This window comes from Desulfobulbus elongatus DSM 2908, assembly GCF_000621145.1.
Lineage (GTDB): Bacteria > Desulfobacterota > Desulfobulbia > Desulfobulbales > Desulfobulbaceae > Desulfobulbus > Desulfobulbus elongatus.
The window spans coordinates 20,681-35,581 of record NZ_JHZB01000016.1 but is presented as its reverse complement, the minus strand read 5'-3'; the positions used below and the strand labels follow the sequence as shown (position 1 = coordinate 35,581).

Below are 14,901 nucleotides of genomic sequence, written 5' to 3'. Positions count from 1 at the left end.
GCCGGTGCGGGTTTTTTCTTATTGAGGTGCGATGTGAGCGGAAATTTGGAGCATGAGCTGAAACAACGGCGGCAACAGAAAAAAATTCTTCTTATGACCCATCTGGTGCTGGGCTATCCCTCGCTGGCGATCAACCGCGAGGTGATCCGGCAGATGGCGGAGGCCGGCGTGGACTGCATCGAGTTGCAGATCCCCTTTTCCGAGCCCATCGCCGACGGCCCGGTGATCCTCAAGGCCAATCAGCGGAGCCTGGACCAAGGCATCACCGTGGAGGAATGCCTTCGTTTCGGCCAGGAAATGGCGGCCGCCTTTCCCCAGGTACGTTTTTTGTTCATGACCTACTACAACATCGTGTTCAAATACGGCGAGGCCGCCTTCCTCCGCCGCACCCGCGACATCGGCTTCTGTGGCACCATCGTTGCCGATCTGCCGCCCGAGGAGGGGCAGGGCTACCTGGCGACCAGCAAGGAATTGGGATTGGCGCCGGTACTGTTCTTCACCCCCACCTCCAGCGACGAGCGGATGCGGCAGGTGGCGGCCCAGGGAGCGGGATTCGTCTATTGCGTGGCCCGACGGGGGGTCACCGGCCGGCAGACCGCCTTTGACCAGGCCCTCGATCAGTATCTGGCCAGATGCCGCCGGGCCACCGCCCTGCCGCTGGCGGTCGGCTTCGGCATCAGCAACCGCGAGGATGTGGCCAGGCTCGCCGACAAGGCCGATATGGCGGTCATCGGCACCGCCACCATCAAACTGGTCGACGCCCAAGGGCCGGCGGCAGTGGGGCCTTTCATCGCCGGCCTGAAGGTGAGTCTCTGATGCGATCAGGTTATTGACCGCAAAGGACATGGCCGCGGAAAATGCTCCGAGCATCGACGATACCTTGCGGCGGATAGGTCGTAATATCGTCGAATTACAATGGATCGAAGGGGCGCTGAAGTATTTTGTCAGTCGGCAGGGGCTTCAGTTCAGCCTCAACCCCCGCGACCCTGAGCATCCCTCGCTGCAGGAACAGCTCAAGCAGCAAACCGCCGCTTACGCCACCAAGACCATGGGTTGCTTGAGCCGCTTGTTTCACGAGCGGGTGTTGACCGAACCGCAAGCCCAACCTAATGATGACCAACTCGCCCCTGGTGAGGCGCAGATGCGCTTCATTTTTCGTCCCTTTGGTGATGACGGCCAGGCTCAAAAAGAATTCGCCGGACGACTTCATGATCTCGCTGGAAAGCGAAACCGGCTGGTTCACCACCTCTTTTCCGACTTTGATCTCAATTCACCGGTGGGCTGGTGCAGGTTGGCGCTCTTTCTCGACGACCAGTTCAAGGAGGCCCAGACCCTGCGGCACGACTTGACCCAATTCTATCAGGTAACCCAAAAATTCGCCCAAATGATTGCCGATCCCGCCATGCAGGTCTTGCCTCATGGTCTGGACTCGGCCGGGCACTTGGTAATCGTTCATCTGATCTGGTATGCAGCCCCAAGGGGACTCGGCAAGGCGGGCGGACAAGGCTGGTGCAGGTTGGCCGCGGCTGGGGCCTATTTGCAGCGAAATTGCTCGGAGGCATTTACGGCGAGCAAAAAAAAGCACCGTTCGCTGAAGTCGTTTGTACTGGCAAGCGAACTGTTTGATATGATCGATGAACAGGGTGCCGCGTACCGGATCAAGCCCGGCTATTGGCTGGAAATTGATGGCAAAGGCAATTGCGCTCTTTGTAGAAGCGTGTCCGGGCTGACCGATGCGGATGGAACTGTGATGAAGGAAGATCTCGATGTCGTCGTCTCTCTGGGAGATCGTTGCGATTCGGAGCAGGCGACAATGTCATTTTCAGGTGATCATGATGCATGATAGCAATACTCAACTCGGTACCGCGACGGTACTGTGGGATCTCGGTGCCTTGTATCCGGCCGCGGATGGCCCGGAGATCCAAAACGACATAGCCCGTTGCCGGGAAATGGCCGAGAGCCTGGCCGCCGAGGCAACCGGCCGGATAGCCGCGCTCGACGCCGGGGGCCTCGATCGGGTGGTCGGGCATCTGGAGGCCATCGATACCCTTCTGGCCCGGCTGGGCGCCTTTGCCTATCTCCATTTCATCACCCAGACCGGCGATGCCGCCGCTTCGGCCCTGCTGCAGCAGGTCGAGGAACTGGAGGCCGCGGTGGGCAAGCTGACGGTTTTTTTCCGTCTGGAATGGAACCGGCTCGACGAGGAGAGGGCGCTAGCCTTGCTGCGCCAACCCGCCTTGCGCCGCTATCGCCATTATCTCGCGGTGTTGCGGCGGTTCGCTCCACATCAGTTGAGTGACAGGGAAGAGGAGTTGTTACAGGAACTCAGGCCGGTGGGCCGAAGCGCCTGGAATCTCCTGTTTGACAAACTGTTCGGGCAACTGCGTTTCGGCGCGCGGGAGCGGACCGAGGAGGAAGTGCTGAGCGATCTCTACCATCCGGACCGCGAGGTGCGCAGGAATGGGGCAGAGGAATTGACCGCCGGGCTCAGGGCCAATCTGCACATCTTGACCCATGTATTCAACACTCTGGCCGCCGAGAAGATGATTGCCGACCGGATGCGCCGCTATCCCGCCTGGGACAGCGCCATCAACCTGAACAACGAACTGGAGGAGCGGACCGTTGCCATCCTGGTTGACGCGGTGGTTGCCCGGTACGACATCGTCCATCGGTATTACCGCCTGAAGCGGCGGCTGCTCGGTGGTGGCGAGCTGTTTGACTACGACCGCTACGCGCCGGTGCCCGGCGGCGAGGAAGCGGCCATCCCCTGGGAGCAGTGCCGGCGGATCGTCCTCGAGGCCTTTGCCGGTTTTTCGCCGGAGATGGCGGCCATCGGCGAGCGGTTCTTCGCTGAACGCTGGATCCATGCCCCCATCCTCGCGGGCAAACGGGGCGGCGCCTTTGCCCATCCCTGTGTTCCGGAGGCCCATCCCTACCTTTTGGTCAACTACACCGGCAACATGCGCGACGTCGCCACCGTGGCGCACGAGCTGGGCCATGGCGTCCATCAGTTCCTGGCGGCGGAACAGGGGTTCTACAACAGCGATACACCGCTGGTCCTGGCCGAGACCGCCTCGGTCTTCGCCGAACTGCTGGTGTTCAAGGCCCAGGTCGGTCTGCTGGCGCCAAAAGCGAGGCTGGCCTTCATCTGCCAGAAGCTGGAGTCGATTTTCGCCACGGTCTTCCGCCAGGTGGCCATGAACCGGTTCGAGGCGGCGATGCACACCTCCAGACGGCAGCAGGGCGAGTTGTCGGCGGACCAGTTCGCAGCCCTGTGGCTGGAAACCCAGCGGCCGATGTTCGGCGATGCGGTGACCCTGCGGGACGACTATGGCCTGTGGTGGGCCTATATTTCCCACTTTCTCAGCACGCCCGGCTACGTGTATTCGTACGCCTTCGGCGAACTGCTGGTCCTGGCGCTCTATGCCCGTTATCAGGAGGAAGGGGAACGCTTTGTCGACCGCTACCTGGAGTTGCTGCGAGCCGGAGGCAGCGGTTCGCCCTACGACCTCGTCCGTCCTTTCGGTATCGATCTCGATGATGCGGCGTTTTGGCAGGGTGGCCTTACTCTCATCGACCGGATGCTGGCAGAAGCCGAGCAGGAGATGACGATTATTGTCAATAAGTGACAAATATTGGCGCGCATGCCGTCCATTGTCCGTATTTCCTTGGGGGACAAGCAAAATCGGGTGACAGCGAAGGCCCATGCCCGTTCGGCAGCCCCATGGCGTGCACTTTCTTTTTGATTTTTATTTTTTTTGCCCACACAATTGACCCTGAGGAGTTCAAAGTGGGGCAACGCATTTTTCAACACCGTTTTTGACGCAACGTCGTTCACCTCACCGCGATTTCCGCCTCTGCATGCAGGTTGACAGACCGCACCCGGCTTGCCGGGAATGGAAATTGCTCTGCTCTCCGTAGTGTTTCGAATATCCATACCATTGCTGGCGGTGCCGGACGAGCCGGCTGTTCGACAGCTGCTGCGATTATGCAATTGCCGGTTGCGGGCGGTTTTCCGAGTGTTGCCAGTGGTGTGCGGCTGATTCTTTGTTCTGCGTTGTTCATGTCCCGTGCTGGGGGATGGGAAATGCTTCTTATAAAAGAAGAATAACAATGGAGAACAGCAGTTTCCGGAAAAATGCGATGGTGACGAAAACGAAAAAAATCGATGGATTCTCCCTGGACAATATCGTGCAGATTTTTGCCATGGAGAAGAAGTCGCAGACATTGCATGTGACGAGGGAAAGCAATGTCGGCACGCTCGATATAGAGAATGGAGAACTCGTTCACGCCGAACTCGGCAGGTTGAGCGGATTGAAGGCGGCAATCGAGATTCTTCTCTGGGATGACATTCAGATAGAATTGTTCCCTCTGCGCACCGTTCCCAGGACGATCAATAACTCGCTCATCAATATCCTGCTCGAGGTTTCAAAACTCAAGGACGAACGGAAAAGCGCCCTTGACGAATCCGGTGAAGCCCTGCTTGCGACCGCCATTGAAAAGGCGGAACAGCAGCAATACAAGGAAGCGCATGTCGATCTTGTCCAATATCTGAAGAAAAACCGCAACAACGCCGCTGCCTGGGTCTGGTATTCCCGTATCCAGGGCAATGTGGAAATCATGAAGAAGGCCCTGAAAATGGCGGCGAGCCTTGATGCCGACGATCCGATGGTCAAGGAAGAGCACAACAAATTCGCTGCCGTCTCGGCTCATCTGACCGACGATGTGGTCCGCAAGTGTTATTTCTGTTGGGCTCCCCTCAATAAAGGCGCCGCCACCTGCAGGTACTGCCGGGGGCATCTGGTCATCACCCGCGAAACCCTGGTGCAGTCGGGATCGGTCGACACGGGCTGGCTCGAAAAGGCTCGGCAGCGTTATACCCGCATTCTGCGGAAATATCCCCGCAGTCTCATTTCTCTCTATTGCCTGGGCCTGATCAGCGTCAACAACCGCAATTTCCAGGATGCCCTGGCCTACCTCGACAAGACGGCGAAAATGGCCCCGGACAAGGCCCTGTTCGCCAATCAGTTGAAACTGCTGCTCGATCATTTGGCCCACCGGTCTCTGGAAGAGCAGCCGGTGCGCGGCAAGGTCGAGGTCGTCCCCGCCGCAATGTCCGACGAGGTCGTCGATACCTCCACGATGGCCGAGCGGAAAATGATTTTGGTGGTGGAGGACAGTTCCACCACCAGAAAGGTCATCTCCATCACCCTCAGCCGTCAGGGATACCGGGTGGTGGAGGCGGCGGACGGTCTCGAGGCCCTGAGCAAGATCAGCGAGGAACGGCCCGATTTGATCATGCTCGATGTCATTCTGCCGAAGATGGACGGCTACAAGATCCTGTCGATCATCAAGGGAAACAGGGAATTCAAGGATATACCGGTGATCATGCTCACCAGCAAGGATGGCTTCATCAACAAGATGAAAGGCAAGATGGCGGGCTCCTCCGCCTATCTCACCAAACCGTTCGATCCGGACATGATGATCGCCGAGATTCAAAAATACGTGTGACCATTCTGCATAGACACCTTGCAAAAGAAAACGAACCATAAGGAGAGCGCCATGGCCAAAGGGAAAATTCTGGTTGTCGACGACAGTCCCACCCAACTGAATATGATGCGGGCCCCGTTCGAGGAGAACGGGTTTCAGGTCGTCACCGCAATGGATGGCGAGGAGGCGGTGGCCATGGTGGAGACCGAAAACCCCAACCTGGTCGTGCTGGATGTGATCATGCCCAAGCTGAACGGTTTTCAGGCGTGCAGGAAGATCAAGACCATGAGGCAGGACCTGCCCGTTATCCTCCTGACGTCGAAGAACCAGAAAAGCGACGAGTTCTGGGGAAAGAAACAGGGGGCGGACGTCTATATGACCAAACCCTTCGACAGCGCCGAGTTGTTCGCCAACGCCGTCAAACTGCTGTCCTGAGCGCACTCGCATGGTTGTGTTCGACGGACGCATTGAATGAGGCAGCCAATGGCCGACTTGTCCCATCGCCCGGATACCGAAGGGCAGGAAAACTCCCTGCAGACGCTGCTCGCCGCCATCGACCGCGAAACCGCGCAGGAACTCGCGCTCGATGCGGCCCTGTTGAAGGAACGGGCGTCGCGGAACATCAGGAAAAAGAAGCCCTACATCGCTTTCCTGCTGGGAAATGACGAAATGGCGCTCGCCATCGATTCGATTCAGGAAATCGGTTACCTGCCGGCAGTGACCCCTCTGCCGAATCTTCCCCCATGGATCAGGGGCATCGTGCAGATCCGGGGAGAAATCCTGTCGGTGATCGATTGCTGCCTGCTCTTCGGCATCAGGGAGGAGCGGTATCACCTGCGACGATCCTATGTCCTTTTCCAGCGGCAGGAATTGAAGTTCTGTCTGATGGCCGACCGGATCACCGGCGTCGTCAACCTGGATGAACAACGCGATCCGTTGGTTGCCTATGAACCCGAACAAAGGGGGCATCTGGCTCGGTTGGCCCCCTTCTTCAAAGGGGTGTATACCATGGACGACCGAACGGTTCATATCCTCGACGGTGAAAGGCTCGGTTCCTCGCCCCTGATTCGGGAATGGCAATGATCACGGTGAGCCGACTGCAAACTGCTGTATCGGGAGCAAGGTAATGGCGCAGGACAGGAACGATTTTTTTGCGGGATACGTCGAGGAGGTGCAGACGTATGTCCCGACCATGAAAGCCGCCATCGGGGAACTTCGGGTGGATCCGCGGAAGCGGGATACCCTGGAGGAACTGTACCGGCTGGCGCACATCATCCGGGGCGCTTCCTCCATGGTCGGCATTCACGGCCTCAGCCGGATTGCCGGCTGCATGGAGACCGCCCTGGAACGGACATTGGAGGAGCGGCAGGCGCTCTCCGCCGAGGCCTGTGCCGTCATGGAGGCGACTGTCGGCCGCATCGAGCACTACTGCCACGATCTCCAACAGGGAATCCCGGTAGACGAGGCCCGGCTGACCGCCCTCACCGAGGCCGATTTCAGCGGCCTCGATTCCTGTCCGGACGAGTTGTTTCCCCTTGATGCCATGCAGGAACCCATCGTTGACGAGGCGCTTTCGTCCGGGGCAGCGGCAATGGCGCCCGACGACGAACTGATGGCCGAGTTCCGGGTCGAAGCGGAAGAACATCTGGAGGTGTTGCACCAGTCGATGCAGACCTTGGAAACCCGGGTCATCGGCACCGTACCCATGGTTGGCGACCTGCGGGAAACGGTCCGCACAATCCGGCGGTCCGTGCACACCATCAAGGGGGCGGCCGGAGTCATCGGTCTTGCCGATCTCGCCGCCTACGCCCACCTGGTGGAGGATGTGCTCGATTGGTTGTACGAAACCGCGGCCGGCATGGAGCAGCGGATGGTGCCGCCCTTGTCCGCTTCTCTGGATCTGCTGGCAACGATGATCCTGGCTCCGGCGCGGTTCGATGAGCAGCGGGCGCAGACGGTGTTGGCCGAACTCCAGGCCTGCATGGAAGGGGGCCAGGTCCTCCCGCCGGGCGAGGGCATGGATGTGTTGAGCGAGGCGGTGCTCGAGGCGCTCGAATCCTCCGCCGCTTCCGCCGGGACACGGGAAGGGGGTTCCGGTGAGGGGGCGTTGCCGGGCGCGTTGTTCAACGACGAGGAAAAACAGCTGCTGCGCGAAGGCTTTCTCGAAGAGGCGGAGGAACATCTCCAGCAACTGCATAGCTCGATGCAGACGCTTGCCGCCGAAATCAGCGATCGGGTTGTCCTCAATACCGGGCAGAAAGAGGAGGTCCGGAAAATCAGAAGGGCCGTGCATACCATCAAAGGCGCTTCCGCGGTGATCGGTTTGCAGGACATTGCCGCCTATGCTCACGGTGTCGAGGATTTTCTGGACTGGCTCTACGAAGGTGCCCGCCACCTCGATCCGGAGACGGTCGATACCCTGGCCGGCACCCTCGATTTCCTGGGCCTGCTGGTGGAAGCCCCCGAAACGGCTGCGGCGGACAGGCAAACCGATCTCCTCCAGCGCCTGCTGGCCATTTCCCGGGAAGACGCACCCGCCGAGGAACCGCCGGTCGGAGAGCCGATCGCCACGGCGGTCGTGCCGGAGCAGGCCTTGCCGGGAGACGGCGCCGGACAGGAGCCCGATGCGACCGCCCCCCAACAGACCGTTGTTTCTGAAACGACCCGGACCATCCGGATCAACCAGGCGCAGCTCGATATCCTCATCAATCTGGCCAATGAGTTGCTGGTGGGGATCAGTGGTTTCGACCAGAACATGGGCTTGTTCCGGAAAGCGCTGGAAGAGATGGAGTTGACTTCCCGGAGGCTGAAGGACATTGCCCTGGAATTGGAAACCAAGTTCGAAGTCAAGGCCCTGGATCAGTTGTCCCGCCATTTCATCCACCTCGACAAGGCCGTGGCCGACATCAAGGCCAGCCAGAGTTTTTCCGAATTCGATGCCCTGGAGTTGGACCGGTACACCCAACTGAACCTGATTATCCGTTCCCTCAACGAGTCGGCGATCGACGTTGCCGCCATTCACACCAATCTGGCGGGTATTTACAGCGGCATCGGCGGCGATATCGGCCGCCAGCACCGGGTGATCCGTGAGTTGCAGGTCCAGATGATGCGTACCCGCATGAGCCCGATGTCGACCCTGTCGTCGCGACTGAGCCGCACCATGCGCGATGTGGCTTCCCGGTTGGGCAAGCGGGTTCGCCTGGTGATCGAGGGCGAACGGGTCGAACTCGACCGCATGGTCTGGGAGAAACTGGCCGATCCGTTCATGCACCTGGTCCGCAATGCCATCCATCACGGCGTCGAGTCGCCTGATGAGCGAAAGGGCTGCGACAAACCGGCCGTCGCCACCATCACCCTGTCCGGACGGAGAGAGGGCAATCACATCGTTATCCGTTTCAGCGACGACGGGCGGGGACTGGATTTCGACGCTATCCGGGACAAGGCACGGAACTTCGGGCTGGGGACTGCGGCCGACCGGATGGACGAGGAGCAGCTCACCGAACTCATCTTTTATCCGGGCTTCAGCACCAAGACGATCAGCGAAATCTCGGGTCGCGGCGTCGGCATGGACGTGGTGAGGGAAAACGTCAGGGAACTGCAAGGCTCCATCGCGGTGGAAACCCAGGCCGGCATGGGCACGACCTTCGTCATGCGCGTGCCCCTTACCCTCGGCGTTGTCCGGGCGTTGCTGGTGAAGATCGGCGAGGTGACCTATGGCATCGCCCTGAGCGACATCAAGGATATCCATCGGCTGGAACAGGATGGCATCTCCATCGAGGAGGGAACGTGCCGCATCGCCGGCGAGACGGTGCCCTGGTATTCGCTGGCCGGTCTGCTCGGCGTGCCCGACCAGAATACGGAAGAACGTGGCTCGCTGGTACTGAACATGTTTGCCGGCGGGCGGACCATCGCCCTCGCCATTCCCCAGATCACCGGGCAAAAAGAAATCGTCATCAAGGGGCTCGGTCCTCACCTGCGGTCGGTTGCCGGCGTGTCCGGGGCCGCGGTCATGGGCGATGGCAGCGTCGTGCCGGTACTGGACATCCCCGCTCTGGTGCAGGCGACGTTCCGTGCCGAGCAGGGCGACGCCACCGCCTTCAACCTGGAGATTCCCAGCACGTTCACCGTGATGATTGTCGACGATTCCATCTCCATCCGCCGCGTCATGAGCCGATTGGTGACCGCCAACGGCTGGGCACCGGTCGAGGCCAAGGATGGGTTGGATGCCATCGAACAACTGGAGATGGAGGAAGTCCGCCCCGATTGCATTGTCCTGGATATCGAGATGCCGCGGATGAACGGGTTCGAGTTCCTCGCAAAACTGCCCCATGTCCCCGGAGGCAAGGACATTCCGGTGGTCATGCTGACCTCGCGGACGTCCGGCAAGCATCAGGAAAAGGCGCTGCAGTTGGGAGCCAGGGCATTCTTGAACAAGCCGTGCAAGGATGAGGAGTTCGTTGACACCGTACTCAGGCTGACCGGCCGGGGCGATGTGTCCCCGCAGGCCGCCGGACGCGAGGTGATGGCATGAAAACGCTCTATCTCGCTCAGATAGGCCGGCAGTTGTTCGCGGTCGACAAGGAATGCGTGCTCGGTGTCGGTATGCTCCACGACGGCGCGGTCAAGCCGATGGAAGAGGAGGGCCGGTTGTATCTGCCCCTGCCCCATGGCAACCGGGCGGTGATCTGCGATGTGCGGGCACTGATGGGCAGAAACGGCGACAGGATCTCTTCCGGGCGGGGATGTTATTATCTGATCATCGGCCACGGGGAGCAGGTCATGGCCCTGACCATGAGCGGCAAGGGTAGAATCATCATGGCGGATGTCGTCGCTGCCCGTCCGTTGCCGCCCGCTTTCACCGGACAGTCGAGGGCGCTCATTCCCGGTGTGCTGGTCAATGGCATGGACCTGATTCTGTTGATCGACCTGCAGGCCGCGCTGGCGGCAACGATGGGAGATGTCCCGGAACCGGGCATGGTTGCGGACCGGGCGCGGGAACGGATGGAGGCATGATCATGGCACACGAACGGCAACAGGCCGGTATCCGAAGTTTTCTGCTACCCCTGTCGATCAACGGTGCCGCGGAAAACGTTGCCTGCCTGTTCAGTCAAAACCAGGTCGTCGAGATCCTCGGGCCACGGCCCGTGGAATACATACCTGGGAGTCCGGGGTATCTCAGGGGTGTGATGCTGTACCACGACAGCCTGTTGCCGGTGGTCGACCTCGAGGCATTATGCGACCGGCATCAGCCTGTCCGGCAGGAACAATACCGGCAACTGGTGGTGGTCCGTACCGGCGCGGTCGATCCGGTGACCGGCGAATCGCTGAAAGCGGTGGTGAGTGCCAAGGTCAGGATGCAACTCGCCAAGATATCCGGCCAGGAGCTGGCGCAGGCGTCCGAGCAGGGGAAGGTCCCCTCTTCCCTGCGCGAATCGGGCCTAGTGCGTGGCTGTTTTCGGCGTCAGGGCGATTCGGTTGTCCTGTTCGATCTCGGGCCGGTGGTGCAGGGTACGTATGCCGGCCGCGTCAGGGAGGTGTGCCGGTAATGGTGGAGCAAAGCGTTCTCGACAACCGGATTCGGGTGGTGACCAGGCGAATGGAGGGGGTGCGTTCCATATCGCTCGGATTTCTCATGGCTGCCGGTCCGATGGATGAGGCGGAGGACCGGAATGGTGTCGCCCATCTGGCCGAGCACCTGATGTTTGACGGAACCAAGCAGCGGGATGCCGACGAAATCGCCCGGATGATGGATACCACCGGTGGCCAGATCGGCGGTTTCACCTCCCGCGACTACACCTGTTTCACGACCACGGTACTGGATGACTATCGGACCTATCTGATTGATCTGATGGGTGATCTGCTGGTGAACTCCCAGTTTGCCGAGTACGCTGTCCATCAGGAAAAGGAGACGATCATCAGGGAATTGAGCGCCCAACTCGACCGGCCGGATGTCTGCGCCCACGAGCGATTGAAGGCACATGTCTGGCAGGGACATCCGCTGGGGCGGCCCATCGGCGGCACCATCGCCTCGGTGGCGGCCTTGCAGCAGGAGGATGTGATCCGCTATGTCCGTGACAATTATCAGCCGCGCCGGTTGATCGTCGCGGCCGCCGGCAATGTCCGCCATCAGGACATGGTCACCAATGTGGCCGATGCCTTCTGGATGATGGCGGACGACGGCAAGACCGACGCCCGGCCGGTTCGTCCCGTTTTTCACGGCGGCGTGACGGTGGAATGCAAGGGTGTCTCCCATGTCTATTTTTCGATCGGGCTGCAAGCGGCCCCCTACGCGGCGGCGGAGCGCTACCTCCTCCATCTGCTCACGGCCATCCTGGGCGGAGGCATGAGTTCCCGCCTGTTCAGGACCCTGCGGCAGGAATTGGGGGTGGTGTATGAAATAACGGCTGAATATCAGGCCTATCGGGATGACGGTGTCATCGTGATCGAGGGGTCGACCGCCCCGGAACTGCTCCACCCGGTCCTTTCCCGGATCTTCCAGGAGATCAAGGGCATGGCCCTGCAAACGTCGCCGATTCTCGAGGAGGAACTCTGGATCGCCAAGATGCAGTTGCAAGGGCAGCATATCATCGCCCAGGAAAACTCCCATACCTGCATGAGCAGTCTGGCCACCCAGGCCTTTTACTTCAACCGGTTTGTCGATTCGGCCGAGATTTTGGATCAGATTCTGCATGTGGACATGGAGGGGATGAATGCCATCGCGGCACGCATGCTGGCTACGGGCCTGCGCCATTCGGCCATTGCCCTGGTCGGCCCGTCCTGCGAGCAGGTGTGTAACACGGTGGCGATTGAAACAATGGTGCGGGATTTTCAGTAACCCGCGCAATCACCACAACAACAGGAGGATATCGGTATGGCTCTGGATGCAATCATCAAGAAGAACTGGATTGAGATTCAAAAGAAGAACACCGTGCCGGTGAATGCCATTGGCGTGAAAATCAATCCCAAGGACGAGCGGACGTTGAAAGTCTGGAAGGAAGAAGGCATCGACGCCTTTGTCAAGAAGTGACGGGTACGACCGGACCGTGTTCCCGCGGTCCGGTCGTGGTCGACGTTTTTTCGCGGGAACACGTTAGTGTGGGGCATGCCCTGACAAAAGAAGAGCTTTGCCGGCGCCCGCCAACCCTTCGGGACAGCGGGCGCGGCGGCACCCCGGTTGCTTGTCGACAACGAGATTTGATTTCAGTTGAGGAAGGAGGTTCGGAGGCAGAATGGAAGAAGACAGAAAACAAAGGCGCTGGTTGGGCAACCCGTTTTCGGCATTGACCGATAAGCTCAATATTCGCGGTAAGCTGATGGTTGCCTTTACCGTCATGATCGTCCTCACGCTTGCCGTTATCGTGATCGCCACCATTTCGCAGCGGTTCGCCAATACGACCATCGACGAACTCGTCCAGGTGCACGGCAAAATCGCCCGGCTGAGCCTCGACATCGAGAAGACGGTGCGGGTCATGAACGGGCACGAGAAGGATTTCCTCCTCAATTACAATAAAATCGGCATTACCGAGGCCAAGACGCAATATCTGAACAAGTTCATCGCCGCCGGCGGTGAAGCCTATCAGAAGTTGTACGAGATTCAGCAGACGGCGGTTGACGCCAAGGACAAAGCGGACGCCCAGCGGGCCATGGACGCCATCAACAACTACCTGGCGACATTCATGAGCACGGTGAACATCCTGGAACTCCAGGTCAACCCGGAGTTCGGCGAGTTGACCAAGCTGCGCCAGTCGGTCGATGCGTTGCGGAAATCCATGGCCACGGTCGCCTCTCCCAGGATCCAGTCGCTCTTCCAATCCTTGCTGTACAGCATGCAGGAATATACGCTCGTCCCCGACAGCCAGAGCGGCGAGAGGGTACTGGTCGAGGCGAAATCCTTTGAGGAGGCGATCAGGGCGTGGACGGAAAACCCCGCGGCGCAAGGCACCCTGCTCACCCAGACCGGTGATTTTGCCAAATGGTTCGCCGACGTCGTCAAGACCGACGAGACAATCAGTAACCGCATTCTGGCGTATCAGAAAGCGGTCAAGCAGGCGGAACCGGTTATCCAGGCCTTCCTCAAGGATGCCGTGGCCAACGAACAGCAGGCCGTGGCCCGCATGGAGGAGGCCGCTGCGCTCGTGCAGAGGATTGTCGTCGGCGTGGGTATCGCTGCGGTTCTGATCGGTCTGCTGATTTCGTTCGGGCTGTCCAGGGGCCTGACCCGGCAGATCAACCTGATCATGGACCTGCTCAGTGAGATGGGCATGGGTAACTTTCAGGCCCGTACCGAGGTGGTGAGCCGCGACGAACTCGGCGACATGGCCACCGCCCTCAACGGCATGCTCGACAATATCACCGTCCTCATTCAGAGCCAGGAGGAGCGCGACGCCATTCAGGAGTCCATCATGAAGCTGATGAACGAGATCGCCGACCTCACCGAAGGCGATCTGACCGCGCGCGCCGAGGTGACCGAGGACATCACCGGTGCCATCGCCGACTCCTTCAACACCATGGCCGAGCAGTTCGGCAGCATTGTCCGCCAGGTGCAGTCGGCGACGTTTTCGGTCGATGCCACCGCAACCGACGTCTCCAAACGGACATCCGACCTCGCCGTCAAGAGTACCGACCAGGCCCAGCAGGTCAACGCCGCCATCCAGGCGCTCAACACCATGGCGGCTTCGATTCGGCAGGTTTCCCAAAACGCGGCGAGATCGGCGGAAGTTTCGGAGATTTCCCGTTCCAATGCCCGCGAAGGCGCCGAGGCGGTCGAGAAAACGAACCGCGCCATGGACGAAATCCGCGAGCAGATCAACGAAACCGCCCGTTCCATCAAGCGTCTGGGCGAGAGTTCGATGGAGATCGGAAACGTTGTTGAAATTATTAATAATATTGCAGATAGAACATCCATCCTTGCCTTGAATGCCTCCATTCAGGCGGCCATGGCCGGCGACGCCGGTTACGGTTTTGCCGTCGTTGCCGAAGAGGTGCAGCGGCTGGCAGAAAGTTCGAGCAACTCGACCAAGCAGATTGACATGCTGGTCAAGAGCATTCAGTCGGAAATCAAGGACGTCAGCAATCGTATGGATGAGAGTATCGGCAAGGTTGTCCAGGGTTCGCAGCTTGCCGACGGCGCCCATGAGAAGTTGCAGCAGATCGAAACCGTTTCCAACCAGCTGGCGGACCTGATCGAGGCTATCACCCAGGCCGCCGCCCAGCAGGTGCAGATGTCGGAGAACCTCGTCGAGAACATGGTCGTCGTGGGCGGCGTCAGCAACGAGACCTCGCAGACCTCACAGGAAACGGCAGGTCTGATGAACCTGCTCAACACTACGGCGAGCAAGCTGCGCGAGGCTGTCGAGGCGTTCAAGATCGAGCGAGCGCAGACCGTGTGATGTTCGTTGTTTATCCCGGTTG

12 protein-coding genes are annotated in these 14,901 nt (G+C 59.8%); all 12 read left to right on the top strand.

Features of this window, described 5'->3' with window-relative positions:
- The first annotated feature begins 33 nt into the window (after positions 1-33).
- The 12 genes from trpA (at position 34) to Q362_RS22230 (ending at position 14,879) form a co-directional block, all read left to right on the top strand.
- Entirely contained in the window at positions 34-816 is a 783-nt protein-coding gene (gene trpA, locus Q362_RS0109355; RefSeq protein WP_028318469.1) for a tryptophan synthase subunit alpha, read from the top strand.
- Positions 817-844: 28 nt separating this feature from the next.
- A complete protein-coding gene (locus tag Q362_RS0109350) occupies positions 845-1,843 on the top strand; it encodes a hypothetical protein (protein WP_028318468.1) in 999 nt (332 codons plus the stop codon).
- Positions 1,833-3,629 (top strand): M3 family oligoendopeptidase, encoded by a 1,797-nt coding sequence (locus Q362_RS0109345; RefSeq protein ID WP_028318467.1) that lies wholly within the window; start codon positions 1,833-1,835, stop codon positions 3,627-3,629. Before Q362_RS0109350 ends, Q362_RS0109345 begins: the two co-directional genes overlap by 11 nt.
- 514 nt (positions 3,630-4,143) lie before the next feature.
- The gene (locus Q362_RS22240; RefSeq protein WP_051554023.1) at positions 4,144-5,511 is read left to right on the top strand and encodes a response regulator; all 1,368 of its coding nucleotides are present in this window, start codon (positions 4,144-4,146) and stop codon (positions 5,509-5,511) included.
- A 51-nt stretch (positions 5,512-5,562) separates the two neighbouring features.
- Positions 5,563-5,925: a response regulator transcription factor gene (locus Q362_RS0109335; RefSeq protein WP_028318465.1), complete on the top strand. Its 363-nt coding sequence runs from the start codon at positions 5,563-5,565 to the stop codon at positions 5,923-5,925.
- 48 nt (positions 5,926-5,973) lie between these two features.
- The gene (locus tag Q362_RS22235) at positions 5,974-6,573 is read left to right on the top strand and encodes a chemotaxis protein CheW (RefSeq protein ID WP_028318464.1); all 600 of its coding nucleotides are present in this window, start codon (positions 5,974-5,976) and stop codon (positions 6,571-6,573) included.
- 43 nt (positions 6,574-6,616) lie between these two features.
- The gene (locus tag Q362_RS19995; RefSeq protein WP_035216222.1) at positions 6,617-10,021 is read left to right on the top strand and encodes an Hpt domain-containing protein; all 3,405 of its coding nucleotides are present in this window, start codon (positions 6,617-6,619) and stop codon (positions 10,019-10,021) included.
- The gene (locus Q362_RS0109320) at positions 10,018-10,503 is read left to right on the top strand and encodes a hypothetical protein (protein WP_028318463.1); all 486 of its coding nucleotides are present in this window, start codon (positions 10,018-10,020) and stop codon (positions 10,501-10,503) included. Before Q362_RS19995 ends, Q362_RS0109320 begins: the two co-directional genes overlap by 4 nt.
- The gene (locus Q362_RS0109315) at positions 10,500-11,036 is read left to right on the top strand and encodes a chemotaxis protein CheW (protein WP_028318462.1); all 537 of its coding nucleotides are present in this window, start codon (positions 10,500-10,502) and stop codon (positions 11,034-11,036) included. The genes Q362_RS0109320 and Q362_RS0109315 overlap by 4 nt, the downstream gene beginning before the upstream one ends.
- A complete protein-coding gene (locus Q362_RS0109310; protein WP_028318461.1) occupies positions 11,036-12,325 on the top strand; it encodes a M16 family metallopeptidase in 1,290 nt (429 codons plus the stop codon). Before Q362_RS0109315 ends, Q362_RS0109310 begins: the two co-directional genes overlap by 1 nt.
- A gap of 36 nt (positions 12,326-12,361) precedes the next feature.
- Positions 12,362-12,517, top strand: a complete 156-nt coding sequence (locus Q362_RS24065) for a hypothetical protein (RefSeq protein ID WP_169737395.1) — start codon at positions 12,362-12,364, stop codon at positions 12,515-12,517.
- 202 nt (positions 12,518-12,719) lie between these two features.
- Positions 12,720-14,879 carry a methyl-accepting chemotaxis protein gene (locus tag Q362_RS22230; protein WP_051554007.1) on the top strand — a complete coding sequence of 720 codons (2,160 nt, stop codon included), beginning with the start codon at positions 12,720-12,722 and terminating at the stop codon, positions 14,877-14,879.
- The last annotated feature ends 22 nt before the right edge of the window (positions 14,880-14,901 follow it).